This is a genomic window from Streptococcus sp. KHUD_011 (assembly GCF_046352925.1).
Classification (GTDB): domain Bacteria; phylum Bacillota; class Bacilli; order Lactobacillales; family Streptococcaceae; genus Streptococcus.
In genome coordinates this window covers 888,112-905,709 of record NZ_CP157578.1, presented here as the reverse complement: position 1 = coordinate 905,709, position 17,598 = coordinate 888,112, and the positions used below count along the sequence as shown (strand labels likewise).

Here is a 17,598-nt window from a genome sequence, read left to right as displayed (position 1 = left end):
TATTTCCTCCTAAAAGAGCGGACTCAAGACTCTTAGAACAGCCTGACCTGTCCGTTTCAGCAGTCCTTCTCCCAGCTCCTTCAACTGCACTTCTTCACTGACCGCAAAGGTTTCGAGATAGTCTTCTTTCAAGTCCTTGAGCGCGTCAACCTCATAAAGGAAGGTACCGCATTCAAAGTGCAGGTAGAGGCTGCGGTAGTCCATGTTGATGGTCCCAACGACGCCAACCTTATCATCTGCCAGATAGCTCTTGGCATGGATAAAACCTGGCGTGTAGCGATACAAGCGAACGCCTGCTTCCAGAAGCGGACGGAAATAGGATTCGGTCAGGGTGTAGACAGCCTTCTTATCTGGAATCTTCGGCACTACGATGCGGACATCTACCCCTCTTTTGGCCGCCATGGTCAGAGCCAGTGTCATCTCATGGTCGATAATCAGATAAGGGGTAAAGATGTAAACATAGTCCTTGGCATTCCAGAGGATATCCATATAGAGGTTCTCTGAAATCAGCTCCTCATCCAAAGGCGAATCGGAGAATGGCTGGACATAACCCTTGGCCTTTACGGACTTCTTAGGCAGATAGGCCGCAACATGGGTCTGCTCCTTGCGGCAGGCATCCCAAACCGAGAGGAACATGAGGGTCAGATTGGCAACCCCATCCCCTTCCAAGCGCAGACCGGTATCCTTCCAGTGGCCTAATTTGCTGTCCACATTGATGTATTCATCCGCGATATTGATGCCCCCGTTGTAAGCCACATTTCCATCAATGACTAAGATCTTGCGATGGTCGCGATTGTTCATTCCCAGAGCTAGATAAGGGACCATCGGGTTAAAGGTTACCACCTTGACGCCATTGCTCTCCAGCTCGGCCTTGAAGCCCTTTGGCAAGACCATCAGAGAACCCAAATCATCATACATGACACGGACATCCAGGCCTTCCTGTGCCTTGTTGATCAGGATATCCTTCATCCCATCCCACATCTGCCCTTGGCCGACAATGAAGTATTCAAAGAAGATAAAGGACTGGGCCTGCTCCATATCTTTGAGCATGGAGGCATACATGTCCTCACCCAGTTTGAAATAGGACACATCCGTATTGCCATGGCGGGTATAAGTGCCCTGACTGGCAATGTAGTCCGAAATTCCTTTGACCTCGTCTGCAATTGGGACATCTTGGGAAGAATAGTTAGTTTGCTCTAAGGCTTGTTCAATGCGGGCTTCCGACTCTTGAATGGCCTTTCTCAGCTTCTTAGCTGGTTGCTTGTTGGCAGAGATTAAGTAAAGAAAGGTTCCAAACATGGGCATGAGGCCAATCAGGATGAGCCAGCCAATCTTGTAGACCGGATTATCCTTGGAGCTGACAATAGCCAACATCATCAGGACACTGACAAGCCCCAAAATAGCTGTAATCACTGTGGAATAGCTGCTTAATTGGTAGAAAAAGAGCAAGAGCCAGGCCAGTTGTACAAAGAGCAGGATGGCCCCGATGGTGACCTTGTTAAAGAGGATATTTTTCAGCTTCTCCATATTGAAACCCTTTCTAACTTATGCTTTTTTAGATTTGAAATAGAGAACGATAGCCGCAATCCCTTGGTAGATAAAGACAAAGGCCACGGTATAGGTCACAATCACGCCTGTCATGAGTGGGTGACCCATCATGATGATCCCTGCGATAATCCCCAAAATACCCGTCCAAAGAAGGGTGCTGCCCAACTTCTTGTCCACTTTTTTGACTTCAAAACTCATAATCGTCTTGGAAACACCTGTAAAGAGGGCCCAGAAAGCAAAGATGAAGGGAATGAAGGTCACTTTTTCAAAGAAGGTCCCTGAGAAGAGCCAGATAGCCAAGAGAACCGTCATCACACCGGTGAAGAGGTCCCAACCGCTTTTCTCATCAGCTGAGAAGTATTTGATGATATCAGAAATACCGTTGACCATGAAAATGAGGGCAAACAAGATGGCAAAGGACAGAAGGCTGAGGGCTGGATTGGCCATCAGATAAAAACCTGCAAGAATGGATAAAACACCCGCTACGATAGACAACCATGATAATTTTTTAGACATAATAACTCTCCTAATATTTATTGTTTTTTTATTTATTTTTGTGTTGATTTCGAGGACAGGCCTCATACTGGACTTCTAATCATGAATCACTCCTTTTCACTTTTCATCCTTTAAAATGCCATAAATCATGAGATGAAGGACCTTTTTGAGGTCATTTTCATATTGGCTGGCCAAACTGCTGGTTCCTTGAGATCCGCTGGCCCCAGATAATAACTCCGAAAGAGTTGCTGGATAAAGGTCAGATAGTATAGGGCCGCTTCTTGGCTGATATAATCTTTGAGGGTTGACTCAGACAGTAATTTTTCTGAAACCTGACGATTCAAGTCCTCAAAAACAGCCTTTTCCTGTGCCACTTCCTCAGCAATTTCTGCTGGAGCTGTCATCCAAACCTCAAAGAAGACATGGCTGTGGTGAGGAAAATCCTTGGAAAAACGATGACGACGTTCCATATAGTCTGCTAGGCTGGGAATGTCACCTGACTCCCCACGGATGATGGACACAGCCTTCTGAAAGCTCTCACGGACGCAGGCCAGATAGAGCTCCGTCTTGCCAGAAAAGTTATGGTAAAGAATCCCCTTTGAAATCTTGTGATTTTTGCAGAGTTCATTGATGCCGAAGGCCTTATAGCCCTTTTGAGAAAACTCGATTAGGGCCGCTTCAATGATGCGCTCCCGAGTTAGCTGGGTTTTCAACTCTTTTTTCATCCTACTGCTCCTAAGCTTTTTTGACATTATAGACCAGTTGGTCTACAATGTCAACCCCTATGCACTAAAAAAATCTGCTGAGTTTCAATAACTCAACAGATTCTCACTTTATATACTCAATGAAAATCAAAGAGCAAATTAGGAAGCTAGCCGTAGGTTGCTCAAAACACTGTTTTGAGGTTGTAGATGAAACTGACGAAGTCAGTAACCATACATACGGCAAGGCGAAGCTGACGTGGTTTGAAGAGATTTTCGAAGAGTATTATTCTTCTATGGTAGAATGCTTATAACCATAAGTAAAGTAAATAATACTTCCTACTAACAATGCAACTAGGAAAGCAATCCAGGTTTCCATATTATACTGCAACATAAATGATAAACAAATGATGATTGATAAAATCGGTAATAAGGGTACCAGTGGTGTTTTAAATTCTCCAGCTTTGGGCATCCCCTTTTCTCTCCGTAAGCGAATCAAACCATAAGCCAACATGATCAGATAAGACAAGGTACAAATATTTAAGAAGGCTGCGATACTAGCAAGAGGGAACATTCCTGCTGCTACTGCTGAAGCTAGACCTGTCAAGATAGTAGCATTTTTTGGTACCTTGCTTGTTTTGGTCAGTTCTTTAAAGGCAGCAGGCATCAATCCGTCACGCGCTAAACTGTAAATCATACGAGATAGGGCATAAGTCATTGAGATACAAACCGTAATCAAGGTTAAGATAGCCACTAATGACACATAACTAGCTGCCCAACTAATCCCAACGCTACGAAGGGCAAAGGCAACGGCATCGTCGACATTTAGATGACTATAGTGAACCACACCAGTCAAAACAAGCGTCACCAAGGCATAAAGAATGGTTACGATAGAAAGCGATAAGACAATCCCTCTAGGAATATTTTTTTGAGGAGTCTTGACCTCATCTACAGCCATAGAGATGGATTCAAACCCCAAAAAACCAAAGAACATCAAGGACGCACCAGCCATAATACCAGTACTGGCACCATAGATTTGTCCAAAACCATAGGGAGCAAAATTACTCCAGTTATCAAGCTTGATATGCCAGATTCCTACTAAAACAAAGAGAGCTAAAGCAGAAAATTTCAAAATAACTAGAATTGAATTAAAGCGTAAGGCGGCTTTCGCATTAAGTAGAACAAGCGAGGTCACCAAGACCAAGACAAGAATAGGTAATAAATCAACAAACGTCCCTGCTTGAGGATTAAAGGTACCATTTAAAGCCTGAGGAAGGGCTATCCCGTATTGAGAGAGAAGCCCTTTAAAATACGCTGCCCAACCAGAAGCCACACCCGATATGGCTGTCATGAACTCCATCATGGTTAACCAACCTGCCAACCAGGCTGGGAATTCTCCTAAAATAGCATAGAGATAACTGTAGGCACCACCTGTAGCAGGTACTCGTGAAGCAAATTCTGCAAAAAAGAGAGCTGATAATCCCACACATAAGGCAGAAATGACAATTGAAATCACTAGGGCTGGACCAGCAAGTGTTGCAGCTGCAGTACCAGTAATTGTAAAGACGCCTGTCCCTACCATGGCTCCGATACCCAGCAAAATCAAATCCCATAACTTCAAATGCCTGTGCATCTCTGTTTTATCCAAACTAACATTCTTTGTTCTAAATATATTCATCTTTGACTCCAAAATAAAATGATGATTCTATTTTACCATAAATATAGGATATTTGTGAATATTTATAAAATGTTTTCCTAAAAAAATCTGACTACTCTCTTGTAATCAGATTTTTATCTATTCTAGTTCATTTCTTTAAAGGCTGCTTCTGCATCCGCATTGCTGATAACACCAAATTGAATCTTCCCAATCTTTCCTTGACTGTCAATCAGGTATTCTGTAGGAATGCTTCGAATTTGATAAGCTTGGAATGTGGTTGCTTTTGTGTCATAAAGAACTGGGATATCCTTATAACCTTGATCTTGGAACCATTGTGGGAATTGCTCGACAGTTTTTTCACCTTGAATTCCTGGTGCAATGACACTAAGAATTTCAAAATCACGATCTGGTTTCGCCGCTAATTCCATCAACTCAGGCATACTTTTCTTACATGGACCACACCATGAAGCCCAAAACTTCAAGTAGACTTTTTTCCCCTTATAATCAGATAACTTAACTTCTTTACCATCCATAGATTGTAAGGTGAAGTCTGGCGCATCTTTTCCAACAGCAATTTGTTGTACAGTCGTTTGTTGCTGTTGTTTTGGGGATTGTTGTGGAGCTTGAGTCTTTTTAGTCTCTTCCTCACCACAGGCTATCAATACGACTAATGACAAGAGGCTTAAGGCAGCAAACATTACTTTTTTCATCTTTTTCTCCTTTATTCAAAAATTCCAGCTAGAACATTTACTTGTCCTAATAGTAACAAAATTCCCATTAAAATAATGAGGAAACCACCAATTTTCTTCAGTAGCATCATATGACGTTTAATTTTACTAAAATAAGGCATTACTACACCTGAAGCTAGAGCCAAAAGCAAGAAAGGAATTGCCATCCCCAGAGTGTAAATCAAGGTATAGATTGCACCTTGCCAAGCGCCATTTCCTCCAGAAGCCGCAAGCGCTAAAACAGAACTCAAAACAGGACCAATACAAGGCGTCCAACCAAAGCTAAAGGTAATACCGAGTAAAAAGGCCGACCAATAACGATTGGCTTCTGATTTCTTAAAAGTAAAGCTTTTTTGAACCTCTAATTTCTTAAAATGAAAAATTTCCATCTGGTGAAAGCCTAAAATGATAATAATTGTTCCCATGGTATATCGAAACCAATTGGCATAGAGAATATTCCCAAAGTAACCAGCACCAAAGCCTAAAATAAAGAAAATGAGTGAAATGCCTGCGATAAAGCAAAGTGTTCGAATCAGACCTGACCAAGCAACCTTTCTCCCAAACAAAGAAAAGCTTTTTGCACTTTCCTGATCATCCAATAAAATTCCAGTATAAACAGGTAACAGAGGGAAAATACAAGGTGAAAAGAAGGACAAAATCCCTGCTAAAAAAACGGAGATTGAAAATACTATCGTTTCCAATAAAAAACCAACTTTCTTAATAATTCTAATCCTATTTTACTATAATCAATTTCATTTGTATGATTTCTGCTACGCAATTTGAATTATTCTGTATTTGAAAGATTTTCCGCTACTAGTTCATTCAGATTCTGCCCACAAAATGTCCCAAAAGCAAAAGAAAAGCCTGTCACACAAGCTCAAATGCTTGATATGATAGGCTTTTTGAAGGTTGATTATTTAACAGCGTCTTTAAGAGCTTTACCAGCTTTGAATGCTGGAACTTTAGAAGCTGCAATTTTGATTTCTTTACCAGTTTGTGGGTTGCGACCTTTACGTGCAGCACGCTCACGAACTTCAAAGTTACCAAAACCGATCAATTGAACTTTTTCACCAGCTGCAAGGTACTCAGTTACTGCTGCGAATACAGCTTCAACTGCTGCTGCTGAGTCTTTCTTAGTCAATTCTGTAGCTTCTGCTACTTTAGCGATCAAATCTTGTTTGTTTGCCATGTTAATGATTCCTCCAAATTAATTTCTAATTAACAAATATAATCATATCCTAAAATCCCTTTTAGGTCAAGTTAAAAACGCTATTTCTTCCCATTTTCTTTATTTTTTTAGGAGTGGTAACGTACCAAAATAGCCCAAGCATTCTCACCTGTGTGCGTTTGAATAATGGAACCCGTTTCCAAAACAGAAATTGGCTGTTCAACATAAGCTTGTAAGCTTTCTTTCATCTCTTTTGCCCAATCAGCACTACCAGAATATGAAATTCCAATCTCTGCTACAGAACGTTCAGCGAGTGATGTTCTCAACTCATCCAACCATTTTTTAAAAGTTTTAGCACCACGACCTTTAACCATTGGCTGCAATTCATGGTCCTTCATCTGCATGACAACACGGATATTAAGAAGAGAACTCAACAATCCAGTTACACGGCCAATTCGTCCACCTTTAACAAGATTTTCCAAAGTTGAAACACCAATATAAAGTTCTGTGTGGTTTTTAACCTCTTCAACGTGAGATAAAATTTCCGCCATATCTTTGCCTTCTTGTGCTAACTTCGCAGCCTCAACAACTTGGAATTTCAGGGCTTGGTCAGTAAAGGAACTATCGATAACTGTCACATCGGCAGTAGATAAACTAGCACCTTGGCGTGCTGCTTCTACCGTACCAGAAAGAGCATGGGACATATGAATAGCAAGAATCTGGCTACCATCTTTGCATAGGTCCTCAAAAACTTCAGCGAAGACACCTACAGGCGGTTGACTTGTCTTAGGAAGATTCTTACTTGCTTGCATCAACTGAAGAAATTTACCTTCTTCTTTCAAATCAGCATCAGAATAAACAACATTATCAATCATTACAGATAATGGAACAATTGTAATATCTAATTGTTTTACGAGTTCAGGTTCAATAGTAACAGATGAATCGGTTACAATCTTAATTTTTGTCATAGTATCAATCTTTCTATTTTAGGATTCAGATTGGTTTTCTTACTTCTAATTATATCAAAAAAAGATTAAAAATCCTAATGGAGTCAATCAAATTTTCCGTAAAAATTTGATATAATCAACTTATAAGAAAAGAGGTGTCCTATGATTAAAAAAATTTACCCCATTTTTACCATTTTACTAGGTGCTGCTATTTATGCTTTTGGTCTGACTTATTTTGTAGTTCCTCATCATCTCTTTGAAGGAGGGGCGACAGGTATTACCCTTATCACCTTTTATCTTTTTAAAATCCCTGTTTCGCTCATGAACTTGCTGATTAACATTCCCCTTTTCATCCTAGCTTGGAAGATTTTTGGAGCAAAATCTCTCTATTCTAGTTTGCTTGGAACCTTAGCTTTGTCCGCCTGGTTGGCTTTTTTTGAGCGTATTCCCCTTCATATTGATCTTCAAGGTGATTTACTAATCACTGCCCTTATAGCTGGGATTCTATTGGGAATTGGTCTTGGAATTATCTTTAATGCTGGAGGTACAACTGGTGGTACTGATATTCTTGCTCGTATTCTCAATAAATACACTCATATATCAATGGGAAAATTGCTCTTTATCTTAGATTTTTGTATTCTCATGCTTATTCTCCTAATCTTCAAGGATTTGAGATTGGTTTCCTACACACTCTTATTTGATTTTATCGTTTCTCGTGTCATTGATTTGATTGGAGAAGGTGGCTATGCTGGTAAAGGATTTATGATTATCACAAAACGTCCTGACCAACTTGCTAAAGCGATTAATGATGACCTAGGAAGAGGCGTTACTTTTATTTCTGGTCAAGGCTACTATAGTCAAAAAGATTTGAAGATTATCTACTGTATTGTCGGTAGAAATGAGATTGTGAAAATGAAGGAAATGATTCATCGAATCGATCCTCAAGCCTTTATAACCATTACAGAAGCCCATGAAATCCTTGGAGAAGGATTCACCTTTGAAAAAGAATAAAAAGAGGTAGTGTAGTGACCTCAAAAGTTAGACTTATTCATCTATCTTTTAGGTTACAAACAACCTCTTTTTTGTTTACTCAATCTCTTAAGACCAATTCCGAGCTACTTCTTCATCAGCCTTTAACTGATCCACTAATTGGTCAACTGAGTCAAATTTGGTCATATCTCGAATGCGATCAAGCCAATAAACCATGACGGTTTCCCCATAAATATCTTGATTAAAATCAAAAATATTGACTTCAAAACGTGCTTCTTCTCCATCGAAGGTCACATTTTTCCCGACACTAGCCATAGCACGATACTTCTGTCTTTGAATCTCAACATCAACGACATAAACGCCATCTGCTGGCATATAAGTACGATCTAAAAGCACCAAATTCGCTGTCGGATAACCAATCGTACGACCACGAGCATTGCCATGAACCACCATACCTCTTGATGGAAGCGGTGCCCCCAAAAGTTCTCCTGCTTCTTTCACATTGCCATCTAAAATATCTTGACGGATACGAGTTGAACTAATCTTTCCTTTCTCATCTTCTACAGGTGGGACAATGATAACCTCTCCATCAAAGTAATTCTTTAAATCTTCTGCCGTTTTTTTGTCAGAACCAAATGTATAATCAAAACCTGCAACAATAATTTTGGCATTCATAGCCTTGATATAAGTCGCAAAAAATTCTTCTGCTGTGAGACTAGCAAATTTGCTACTAAAATCAAGGAGATACAATTCTTCTACACCTTCACGCTTTAATTTTCTCTCACGTTCAGCAGGGTTCAAAATATGCAAAAATAGGTCAGGATGATAAGGCTCTAAAGCGATCTTTGGAGATTCATTAAAGGTCATAACTACGATAGGCAATAAATCCTTTCTCGCAGCCTTGTTGGCAACACGAAATAGTTCTTGATGTCCCTTATGTATACCATCAAAATAGCCGAGTACAACGACCGAATCGGATGGTGTGCCAATATCTTTTTGGTTTTTTATAGGAATAGTAATAATCATAAAATAATTATATCATAGTGATAGCTATTTCTGAACCAGAAAATCTGAAATGTCCTTTTTTAAACCTGAAGTGTACCAGTTTAGAAGAATTTTGTTTTTGAGATCCTAATAAAGAACAAGGGATTGAGTTAATACTCTTCGAAAATCTCTTCAAACCACGTCAGCGTCGCCTTACCGTACTCAAGTACAGCCAGAGGCTAGCTTCCTAGTTTGCTCTTTAATTTTCATTGAGTAGAAGAATCTTAAAATCAGAAAAACGCATCATATCAGCTATCTAAAACTTGATACAATGCGTTTATTTAATTTAATATGAACCGATCTACTGAATTTTTCAAAATGAACATCCAGCAGCCTTTTCACTTTTTATTAATAAGTTCCTTCTTCACCTTGGCTAGTCAAGATAACAGGTCCATCTTTAGTAATCACGAATTGGTGTTCATATTGGCAAGATAGGCCACCATCAATGGTCTTATGGGCCCAGCCGGTCTTCATATCTGTATCAATTTCCCAGTCACCTGTATTGATCATTGGTTCAATGGTCAAAACCATTCCTTCACGGAGACGAAGACCACGACCAGCAATACCATAGTTAGGAACCATTGGTTCTTCGTGCATGGTTGGACCAACACCATGACCAACCAAATCACGTACTACACCGTAACCACGACTTTCAGCGTATTCTTGAATCGCTGCACCGATATCACCGATACGATTTCCAACAACAGCTTGCTCGATTCCCTTGTACATGGCTTCTTTGGTCACATTCATCAAGTTTTTCACTTCTTCGGACGGTGTACCAACAGCATAAGCCCAACACGAGTCTGCTAAACCACCAGAGTAGCTCTGAGTGTATTTTTTCATTTGCTCCACATTGTTGAAGTTTAGTTTTGAGACATTCAGGTCAGATTTAGCAATAGGACCTCCCAAAACCATATCAACCTTGAGTAAATCACCATCTTTCAAGATATAGTGACGAGGAAAAGCGTGAGCTACTTCATCGTTAAGAGAGCAGCAGGTAGCATAAGGATAGTCCATCATAGCACCGTCAACACCAATCTGAAGCGGAAGGAAATTTTCTTCCTTACAACGACGGCGGACATACTCTTCAACTTCCCACATATCTACGCCAGGCTTAATCAAATCACGTAAGCCGATATGAATGCTTGCTAGAAAATCCCCAGCCTTGTCCATAGCTTCGATTTCACGAGCTGATTTTAATGTTATCATTTTTTCTCCTAGTTTCTAATTAATTTTAACGGTCACATTTGCTTTTGAAACAATCTGGTGACCATGATAAATATCATAATCGATAATAGCTGACCGTCTCGTATGATGGATAATACGTGCTTGAATACGCAGTATATCATCTATCTGAACAGCCTGTAAAAAGTAAATCAGCATCTGCTCAATAATGAGATTTCGACCACTATTAACAACTAAATCTTGGGTCATGTGGGTCAAAATTTCTGCCAATACACCATTAGCCAAAACACCGTTCTTCTCAAGCATAAAGGGTTCCACTGTAATGACTACTTCATCATGATGATAAGAAAGTTTTTGTCCAATCTGCTCAGAAAAAGTAGGTAGAGCAGAAACTTGGGAACGACTCATCTTCTCCATGACATCTCGTCTAGTTATAACGCCAAGTAAGGTTTGATTACTTCGAATAACTGGTACCATTTCAAAGTCTTCAGCAATCATCCGTTGACTCACATTGGCAATATTTGTCGATAATCCAACTAAAAATAGACTACGAGACATGACCTTGTCAATTGTGGTGCTTGGTGACTTGTCACCAGCATCTCTCATGGTAACAACCCCAACAACAACCTGATGTTGATTGATAACTGGGAAACGACTGCTACGATTCTTACGTACTAAGTCCAAATAATCTTTAACAGTGTCAGTCTCTCTCAGAAAACCATACTCATGACTCGGACGATAAAGTTTCTCAACTGTCAGAATATCAGTCTTGATTTGTACATTTGAAAGGGCTTTATTGATCATGGTCGCGACAGTGAAAGTGTCATGTTTGCTTCTTAAAACAGGAATTCCTTTTTGATTGGCCAGTTTAAGCACATCATCATGGACATGAAATCCACCTGTAACCAGAACTGCATTTTCATTTTCCAGCGCTAGTAATTGGATACGAGTACGATCTCCGACAATCAAAAGTCCCCCATCGTGAAGGTAGGACAAGATATTTTGTTCAGTCATGGCACCGATTGAAAATTTACTAAATTCTCTCTCTAAACCTTCTTGTCCAGCCAGAACCTCAGAAGAAGTCACTTCTGCAATTTCAGCAAATGTTAATCTTTCGATAGCAACTTTCTGAGATTTAACACGGATAGTACCACTTCTAGGACGGGTCTCCACAATTCCACGGTTTTCAGCTTCTTTAATGGCCCGATAGGCCGTTCCATCACTGACTCCTAGATGGTTGGAAATGCTTCGAACACTGACCCTTTTACCAACGGGTAATTCTTCCAAATAACTTAGAATTTCTTGGTGTTTACTCATTAATTTCTCCCTTTACAAAGCGAAACTCAAGATAATCTCGCATTTTCCTTGTATAGCGATCACTTCCTTTAAACTGACGAATCAATCGAAATCCAGATTTAAGAGCAACCTTTTGGCTAGCTTCATTTCCAAGGTGGGTAATGATAGATAATTGTTTTAAACCAAGTTCCTCAAAAGAAAGTTGGCAAAGTTTTCTTACAACTTCAGTCATAAAACCTTGACACCATACATCTTTTCTCAAAAAATAACCAAGTTCTGCTTCTTTTTTAATTTCATCTAGCTTTTCAAACTTAATTGAACCAATCATTTTTTCAGTTTTCTTGTCACAAATAGCCCATACTCCTAATGGAGATTTCATAAAATAATTGGCCAGTGCATATTGACTCTCTTCCAAACTAGCTTGACTTGGAAAAATGAATTGTAAATTTTCTGGATTTGAAGCTATCTCATGGAAGTCCTTACTATCACTAAAAAAGAAAGGACGCAAATACAAGCGATCCGTTTCAAAAAAAGAAAACATTGCTAATTTGGTCCAAATATTCATAAACACCTCTACGGTTTATTCTTCAACAAGTGTAATATCCGCTCCTAGATTACGTAATTTTTCAATAATATCTGAATAACCACGTAAGATGAACTCAATATTTGTAATTTCAGTTTTGCCTTCAGCCATTAAACCAGCAATGACAAGTGCGGCCCCAGCTCTAAGGTCAGTAGCTTTTACATTTGCACCACGCAAAACACGTCCACCAGTATATAAAATATGGTCGTTTGTAGTCGTAATATCTGCGTCCATCTTTGCTAGTTCAAAAACATGGTTTACTCGTTTTTCATAAATGGTATCAATAATGGTACCACGCCCCTCTGCTGTTAATAGAAGAGGAGTAATTGGTTGTTGCAAGTCAGTAGCAAAACCAGGATAAGGAGCTGTCTTAATATTAATTGCTTTCAAATTAGACTGTTCTTCGACAAAAATACTGTCCTCCGATACAGTCATTCTCACTCCCATTTCTTCCAACTTAGCGATGAAACCTTCTAAGTGTTCGTATAGTACATTATTAATACGAATTCCCTTACCAACTGCAGCAGCTAAAGAAATATATGTTCCTGCTTCAATACGGTCTGGAATCACCTGATGACGGGTTCCGTGTAATCTGTCAACACCATCAATAATGATAATATTAGTTCCAGCACCACGGATATGAGCACCCATATTATTTAAGAGAGTGGCAACATCAATAATCTCAGGTTCTCGGGCTGCATTTTCAATAATAGTACGACCATTTGCTTTAACCGCAGCAATCATCGTATTAATCGTCGCACCGACACTAACCGTATCCATGTAAATACTTGCGCCGTGAAGTCCTGTATCTTTAGCAGATAACTTCATGTTATCACCCTCGTAGCTAACAGTAGCTCCCATAGCTTCAAAAGCCTTAAGATGTAGATCAATAGGGCGAGGTCCCAAATCACATCCACCAGGTAAACCAACAGTAGCTTCACCAAAGCGACCTAAAAGACTTCCATAAAAATAATAAGATGCACGAAGACTATTGATTTTCCCATAAGGCATTGGAATATTTTGAACACCTCTTGGATCAATCTCTAACACATCGTCATAACGCTTAACAGTAGCCCCCATTAACTCCATAATTTCGACAAGACTAGCAACATCGGAAATATCTGGAACACAATCCAAAGTTACAACATCATCTGCCAAAATAATAGCTGGAATCAAAGCTACTACACTATTTTTTGCGCCACTAATGGTAATCTCACCTTGCAGAGGCAAGCCACCATTGATAACAATTTTTCTCATTTTAAATTTTTTATACTCTTTCAAAATTTCTAAAAAGGTCCTACGTTAAAGTATATCATAAATTCACCCTTTTTTCCATCATTTTCAATTATATTAGCTGAATCGTATTTATTGATAAATGAGCTGTCTTGAAATGTTTTGCCCCTTCTTTGCCCCCCCTAAATACAAAAATAGCCCTTCGGATAAAATCCGAGGGGCTAGAAACGTTGTTAAATCAACGGCCGAACTTTTGAATTTCAAGGTTCGGGATAAAATAGTTCACTGAACTATTTTATTTTTTAAGGTTGTAGAATGATTTCAATCCACGGTATTCTGCTACTTCACCAAGTTGGTCTTCGATGCGAAGCAATTGGTTGTATTTAGCGATACGGTCTGTACGTGAAAGTGAACCAGTCTTGATTTGTCCTGCGTTAGTTGCAACTGCGATGTCAGCGATTGTTGAATCTTCAGTTTCACCTGAACGGTGTGATACAACAGCAGTGTAACCAGCTTCTTTCGCCATTTCGATAGCGTCGAATGTTTCAGTAAGAGTACCGATTTGGTTAACTTTGATAAGGATTGAGTTAGCAGCACCTTCTGCAATACCTTTTTCAAGGTAAGAAGTGTTTGTTACGAAGAAGTCGTCACCAACCAATTGAACTTTACCACCAAGACGTTCAGTAAGAGCTTTCCAACCGTCCCAGTCATTTTCATCCATACCATCTTCGATAGTGATGATTGGGTATTTGTTTACCAATTCTTCAAGGTAGTCGATTTGTTCTGCAGCAGTACGTACAGCTGCTCCTTCACCTTCGAATTTAGTGTAATCGTAAACTTTACGTTCTTTATCGTAGAATTCTGATGAAGCACAGTCAAATCCGATAAATACGTCTTTACCAGGAACATATCCAGCAGCTTCGATAGCAGCAAGGATAGTTTCAACTCCGTCTTCAGTTCCTTCAAAACGAGGAGCAAATCCACCTTCGTCACCTACGGCTGTTTCCAAACCACGAGATTTAAGGATTTTCTTAAGTGCGTGGAAGATTTCAGCACCCCAACGAAGAGCTTCTTTGAATGATGGAGCACCAGCAGGTACGATCATGAATTCTTGGAAAGCGATTGGAGCGTCAGAGTGAGAACCACCGTTGATGATGTTCATCATTGGAGTTGGAAGAACTTTAGTGTTGAATCCACCAAGGTAGCTGTAAAGTGGGATTTCAAGGTAGTCAGCAGCAGCACGAGCTACAGCGATAGACACACCAAGGATTGCGTTAGCACCCAATTTACCTTTGTTAGGAGTACCGTCAAGAGCGATCATAGCACGGTCGATAGCTTGTTGATCACGTACATCGTAGCCAATGATAGCTTCAGCAATGATGTTGTTTACGTTGTCAACAGCTTTTTGTGTACCAAGACCACCGTAACGAGATTTGTCACCGTCGCGAAGTTCAACTGCTTCGTGTTCACCAGTAGAAGCTCCTGATGGAACCATACCACGTCCGAAAGCACCTGATTCAGTGTAAACTTCTACTTCAAGTGTTGGGTTACCGCGTGAGTCTAGGACTTCGCGAGCGTAAACATCAGTAATAATTGACATTTTTTACTCTCCTTATGAGTTAAATTTTTTACACCTCTATAATACCTTAAAAGCCCTCCTTTTTCAAGAAAAAACGTTATCTTTGTGCAAATTTTCCTTAACTTTATAAAGTAATCGCTTTCTTTTATCTGTTTTATTCTAACTTTTATGATATACTGTTTTCATGACAGATTTATCAAAACAATTACTTGAAAAAGCTCATGGTGGGCCAAAATTAAATCCAGATGAGCAAAGACGCTATCTTGGCACTTTTGAGGAAAGAGTTCTTGGATATGCAGATATTGACACAGCAAATAGTCCTCAGTTAGAAAAAGGCTTTTTATCTATTTTAGAAAACCTTCAGGAAAAAGCTGAGCCACTATTTGTGAAGATTTCACCAAATATCGAATTTGACAAGCAAGTTTTCTACTTAAAAGAAGCTAAAGAAACTGATAGTCAAGCTACCATTGTATCTGAAGAGCATTCTTCTTCTCCTTTTGGCCTGATTATCCATAGCAATGCACCAGTTCAAGTAGAAGAAAAGAACCTTCGACTTGCTTTTGCAAAACTTTGGGAAGTTAAAAAGGAAGAACCAGCCAAAACATCCATCTGGAAGAAATGGTTTGGCTAAATCTTGCGCATATTTAATAAATGCCCTACATTAGCAGCCGTGTGCTCCAAATAGAGACTGGCATTTTTCAAACTCTCTTCTAGAGGTTCACTTTTCTCCAAAATAGAAAAGGCAGCTTGGATATTTTCAAATGGTAGGGAAGGTAAATCTTCAGCGAGACTACCGCAAATAGCAATAACAGGAACTCCGACAGGGGTTCTTTTTGCTACGCCTATAGGCGCTTTCCCAGCAAAGCTTTGACAATCTAGTCTTCCTTCTCCAACAATAACCAAGTCAGCATTTGAAACTTTCTTATCAAAGTTGATTAGGTTCAAGCAGGTATCAATTCCCGACACGATATTTGCCTGAGCAAAGGCACACAAACCGCCAGCAATGCCTCCACCAGCTCCTGCTCCTTTAATTTCCAATGTTACAGGTGAGGCTTTTTCATAAAAATCTTGGATTGCCTGATCTACGACTGCAAACATAGTAGGATGTAAACCTTTTTGTTTGCCAAAAGTGTAAGTCGCACCTTGATAACCACATAAGGGACTCGCGACATCTGCTAAAATACGGATTTGAACACCTTCAGGAATTTCATAGCGATTTTCTGTTGACATAGAAGCTAAGTTTAATAAGGACTGACCGCAAGCGGGCAAGACATTTCCATCCCTATCATAAAATCGATAACCTAAACCAGCAGTGATCCCAATTCCTCCGTCATTACTGGCCGTGCCACCAACGCCGATATAGATTTCTTTAATCCCTTGAGCAATGAGATGACGAATCAACTCTCCAATACCACAAGTTTGGATTTGAAGTGGATTTCGTTTCTCTAGCGGAATTTTTCCAAGGCCAACCAAGTCGGCAACTTCAAATAGTGCCAGTTGACTTTTTTGAAAATAGCGCATGGCTTCTTTTTGTCCAAAAGGTCCTGTAACTTGGATCCATTTTTCTTCAAGGTCAAGAGAATGTCGAATGGAATCTACAGTGCCTTCTCCCCCATCCCCAACAGGGCAGAGGAGACAGTCTACATCTGCTATCGATTGTTGGAAGCCTCTTTTTATTGCTTCAGCTACCTGTTGAGCGGACAAGCTTTCCTTAAACGAATCTGGTGCAATTACAATCTTCATATTTTCCCTCATTCTAAACAGTCAATCAAGGGAAGAACTTCTAAAAAATCCCTCTTGTCAACATGGTTTGGTATTTCTTGTTTCAGTACTTCTTTGGCACAAAAAGCAATTCCCAGTCCTGCTGACTTCAACATTAATAAGTCATTGGCCCCGTCACCGATTGCAACAGTTCTTTCTTGAGGAAGTTTTAGTTCCTCTCTCCATTTTTCCAGAGTCTCTTTTTTGACCTCAGGACTTATAATTTGTCCAATCAATTTTCCAGTTAAAAGACCATCTTTGACTTCAAGTTGGTTGGCAGAGAAATGGGCAATTCCAAGTGATTTTGCTAATCTATCAACTATTGGTATAAATCCACCGGACACCAGACCAACTAGGATTCCATTCTTTTGGAGAATAGAGATAAATTTCTGTGCATTTGGCGATAGATGAATAGAGTTGAATACTGTATCAAAGACCGAATCAGGGAGGCCTTTTAACAAAGCTACTCTCTCTCGTAAACTCGTTTCAAAGTCTAACTCTCCTCTCATTGCCCGACTTGTAATCAGCGAAATTTCCTCCTCACGACCTGCCTCTCTTCCCAAAAGATCAATTACTTCTTCTAGGAGTAAGGTGCCGTCAACATCCATAACACACAAACCTTTTACTTGAGACATCAGTTCTCCTCTCTAAACAGCCCAAAAATCGTATGAAGTCATCATACG

18 protein-coding genes are annotated in these 17,598 nt (G+C 39.8%); 2 read left to right on the top strand and 16 right to left on the bottom strand.

Annotation, left to right across the window (positions count from 1 at the left end; all coding sequences use genetic code 11):
• Positions 1–9 precede the first annotated feature (9 nt).
• The 8 genes from cls to ABKJ27_RS04115 all read right to left on the bottom strand — a co-directional run bounded on the left by cls (position 10) and on the right by ABKJ27_RS04115 (position 7,265).
• Entirely contained in the window at positions 10–1,527 is a 1,518-nt protein-coding gene (cls, locus tag ABKJ27_RS04150) for a cardiolipin synthase (protein ID WP_031365519.1), read from the bottom strand.
• 18 nt (positions 1,528–1,545) lie between these two features.
• The gene (locus ABKJ27_RS04145) at positions 1,546–2,064 is read right to left on the bottom strand and encodes an HdeD family acid-resistance protein (RefSeq protein ID WP_031365518.1); all 519 of its coding nucleotides are present in this window, start codon (positions 2,062–2,064) and stop codon (positions 1,546–1,548) included.
• Between the two features lie 125 nt (positions 2,065–2,189).
• Complete coding sequence (locus ABKJ27_RS04140; protein ID WP_230315858.1) at positions 2,190–2,768, bottom strand: TetR/AcrR family transcriptional regulator; 579 nt, start codon at positions 2,766–2,768, stop codon at positions 2,190–2,192.
• Positions 2,769–3,030: 262 nt separating this feature from the next.
• The gene (locus ABKJ27_RS04135) at positions 3,031–4,422 is read right to left on the bottom strand and encodes an APC family permease (RefSeq protein WP_410012101.1); all 1,392 of its coding nucleotides are present in this window, start codon (positions 4,420–4,422) and stop codon (positions 3,031–3,033) included.
• A 122-nt stretch (positions 4,423–4,544) separates the two neighbouring features.
• Complete coding sequence (gene sdbB / locus ABKJ27_RS04130) at positions 4,545–5,111, bottom strand: thiol-disulfide oxidoreductase-associated lipoprotein SdbB (RefSeq protein ID WP_000757363.1); 567 nt, start codon at positions 5,109–5,111, stop codon at positions 4,545–4,547.
• Positions 5,112–5,122: 11 nt separating this feature from the next.
• Positions 5,123–5,830, bottom strand: coding sequence for a thiol-disulfide oxidoreductase-associated membrane protein CcdA2 (gene ccdA2 / locus ABKJ27_RS04125; protein WP_261032890.1), 708 nt, complete (start codon positions 5,828–5,830; stop codon positions 5,123–5,125).
• Between the two features lie 212 nt (positions 5,831–6,042).
• Positions 6,043–6,318, bottom strand: a complete 276-nt coding sequence (locus ABKJ27_RS04120; protein ID WP_001284640.1) for an HU family DNA-binding protein — start codon at positions 6,316–6,318, stop codon at positions 6,043–6,045.
• A gap of 107 nt (positions 6,319–6,425) precedes the next feature.
• On the bottom strand, positions 6,426–7,265 hold the full coding sequence (locus ABKJ27_RS04115) for a DegV family protein (protein WP_261017855.1): 840 nt from the start codon (positions 7,263–7,265) through the stop codon (positions 6,426–6,428).
• A 141-nt stretch (positions 7,266–7,406) separates the two neighbouring features.
• On the opposite strand from ABKJ27_RS04115, the gene ABKJ27_RS04110 reads away from it, so the two are divergent.
• Positions 7,407–8,255, top strand: coding sequence for a YitT family protein (locus ABKJ27_RS04110; RefSeq protein WP_023942678.1), 849 nt, complete (start codon positions 7,407–7,409; stop codon positions 8,253–8,255).
• A gap of 87 nt (positions 8,256–8,342) precedes the next feature.
• Here ABKJ27_RS04110 and ABKJ27_RS04105 read toward each other — a convergent pair whose 3' ends face one another.
• The 6 genes from ABKJ27_RS04105 to eno all read right to left on the bottom strand — a co-directional run bounded on the left by ABKJ27_RS04105 (position 8,343) and on the right by eno (position 15,175).
• Positions 8,343–9,260, bottom strand: a complete 918-nt coding sequence (locus tag ABKJ27_RS04105) for a bifunctional riboflavin kinase/FAD synthetase (RefSeq protein WP_084928492.1) — start codon at positions 9,258–9,260, stop codon at positions 8,343–8,345.
• A gap of 366 nt (positions 9,261–9,626) precedes the next feature.
• On the bottom strand, positions 9,627–10,487 hold the full coding sequence (locus ABKJ27_RS04100) for a methionyl aminopeptidase (protein WP_049488763.1): 861 nt from the start codon (positions 10,485–10,487) through the stop codon (positions 9,627–9,629).
• A 15-nt stretch (positions 10,488–10,502) separates the two neighbouring features.
• Positions 10,503–11,780: a CBS-HotDog domain-containing transcription factor SpxR gene (gene spxR, locus ABKJ27_RS04095; RefSeq protein WP_410012100.1), complete on the bottom strand. Its 1,278-nt coding sequence runs from the start codon at positions 11,778–11,780 to the stop codon at positions 10,503–10,505.
• A complete protein-coding gene (locus tag ABKJ27_RS04090; RefSeq protein ID WP_049547209.1) occupies positions 11,773–12,324 on the bottom strand; it encodes a GNAT family N-acetyltransferase in 552 nt (183 codons plus the stop codon). The genes spxR and ABKJ27_RS04090 overlap by 8 nt, the downstream gene beginning before the upstream one ends.
• 15 nt (positions 12,325–12,339) lie before the next feature.
• Positions 12,340–13,599 carry a UDP-N-acetylglucosamine 1-carboxyvinyltransferase gene (locus tag ABKJ27_RS04085; RefSeq protein ID WP_020902835.1) on the bottom strand — a complete coding sequence of 420 codons (1,260 nt, stop codon included), beginning with the start codon at positions 13,597–13,599 and terminating at the stop codon, positions 12,340–12,342.
• A 271-nt stretch (positions 13,600–13,870) separates the two neighbouring features.
• Positions 13,871–15,175, bottom strand: coding sequence for a surface-displayed alpha-enolase (gene eno / locus ABKJ27_RS04080; protein WP_000022821.1), 1,305 nt, complete (start codon positions 15,173–15,175; stop codon positions 13,871–13,873).
• A gap of 163 nt (positions 15,176–15,338) precedes the next feature.
• On the opposite strand from eno, the gene ABKJ27_RS04075 reads away from it, so the two are divergent.
• Positions 15,339–15,785, top strand: a complete 447-nt coding sequence (locus ABKJ27_RS04075) for a DUF1694 domain-containing protein (protein ID WP_247939484.1) — start codon at positions 15,339–15,341, stop codon at positions 15,783–15,785.
• Here the strand turns inward: ABKJ27_RS04075 and ABKJ27_RS04070 are convergent.
• Positions 15,782–16,897, bottom strand: coding sequence for a glycerate kinase (locus ABKJ27_RS04070; RefSeq protein ID WP_084947046.1), 1,116 nt, complete (start codon positions 16,895–16,897; stop codon positions 15,782–15,784). The genes ABKJ27_RS04075 and ABKJ27_RS04070 overlap by 4 nt on opposite strands.
• 8 nt (positions 16,898–16,905) lie before the next feature.
• Positions 16,906–17,550, bottom strand: a complete 645-nt coding sequence (serB, locus tag ABKJ27_RS04065; protein WP_000084503.1) for a phosphoserine phosphatase SerB — start codon at positions 17,548–17,550, stop codon at positions 16,906–16,908.
• Positions 17,551–17,598 lie beyond the last annotated feature (48 nt).

Bases quoted from the DNA above. Each gene is read 5' to 3' on its own strand.
- cls (WP_031365519.1), bottom strand. From the start codon at position 1,527: ATGGAGAAGCTGAAAAATATCCTCTTTAACAAGGTCACCATCGGGGCC.
- ABKJ27_RS04145 (WP_031365518.1), bottom strand. From the start codon at position 2,064: ATGTCTAAAAAATTATCATGGTTGTCTATCGTAGCGGGTGTTTTATCC.
- ABKJ27_RS04140 (WP_230315858.1), bottom strand. From the start codon at position 2,768: ATGAAAAAAGAGTTGAAAACCCAGCTAACTCGGGAGCGCATCATTGAA.
- ABKJ27_RS04135 (WP_410012101.1), bottom strand. From the start codon at position 4,422: ATGAATATATTTAGAACAAAGAATGTTAGTTTGGATAAAACAGAGATG.
- sdbB (WP_000757363.1), bottom strand. From the start codon at position 5,111: ATGAAAAAAGTAATGTTTGCTGCCTTAAGCCTCTTGTCATTAGTCGTA.
- ABKJ27_RS04120 (WP_001284640.1), bottom strand. From the start codon at position 6,318: ATGGCAAACAAACAAGATTTGATCGCTAAAGTAGCAGAAGCTACAGAA.
- ABKJ27_RS04115 (WP_261017855.1), bottom strand. From the start codon at position 7,265: ATGACAAAAATTAAGATTGTAACCGATTCATCTGTTACTATTGAACCT.
- ABKJ27_RS04110 (WP_023942678.1), top strand. From the start codon at position 7,407: ATGATTAAAAAAATTTACCCCATTTTTACCATTTTACTAGGTGCTGCT.
- ABKJ27_RS04105 (WP_084928492.1), bottom strand. From the start codon at position 9,260: ATGATTATTACTATTCCTATAAAAAACCAAAAAGATATTGGCACACCA.
- ABKJ27_RS04100 (WP_049488763.1), bottom strand. From the start codon at position 10,487: ATGATAACATTAAAATCAGCTCGTGAAATCGAAGCTATGGACAAGGCT.
- spxR (WP_410012100.1), bottom strand. From the start codon at position 11,780: ATGAGTAAACACCAAGAAATTCTAAGTTATTTGGAAGAATTACCCGTT.
- ABKJ27_RS04090 (WP_049547209.1), bottom strand. From the start codon at position 12,324: ATGAATATTTGGACCAAATTAGCAATGTTTTCTTTTTTTGAAACGGAT.
- ABKJ27_RS04085 (WP_020902835.1), bottom strand. From the start codon at position 13,599: ATGAGAAAAATTGTTATCAATGGTGGCTTGCCTCTGCAAGGTGAGATT.
- eno (WP_000022821.1), bottom strand. From the start codon at position 15,175: ATGTCAATTATTACTGATGTTTACGCTCGCGAAGTCCTAGACTCACGC.
- ABKJ27_RS04075 (WP_247939484.1), top strand. From the start codon at position 15,339: ATGACAGATTTATCAAAACAATTACTTGAAAAAGCTCATGGTGGGCCA.
- ABKJ27_RS04070 (WP_084947046.1), bottom strand. From the start codon at position 16,897: ATGAAGATTGTAATTGCACCAGATTCGTTTAAGGAAAGCTTGTCCGCT.
- serB (WP_000084503.1), bottom strand. From the start codon at position 17,550: ATGTCTCAAGTAAAAGGTTTGTGTGTTATGGATGTTGACGGCACCTTA.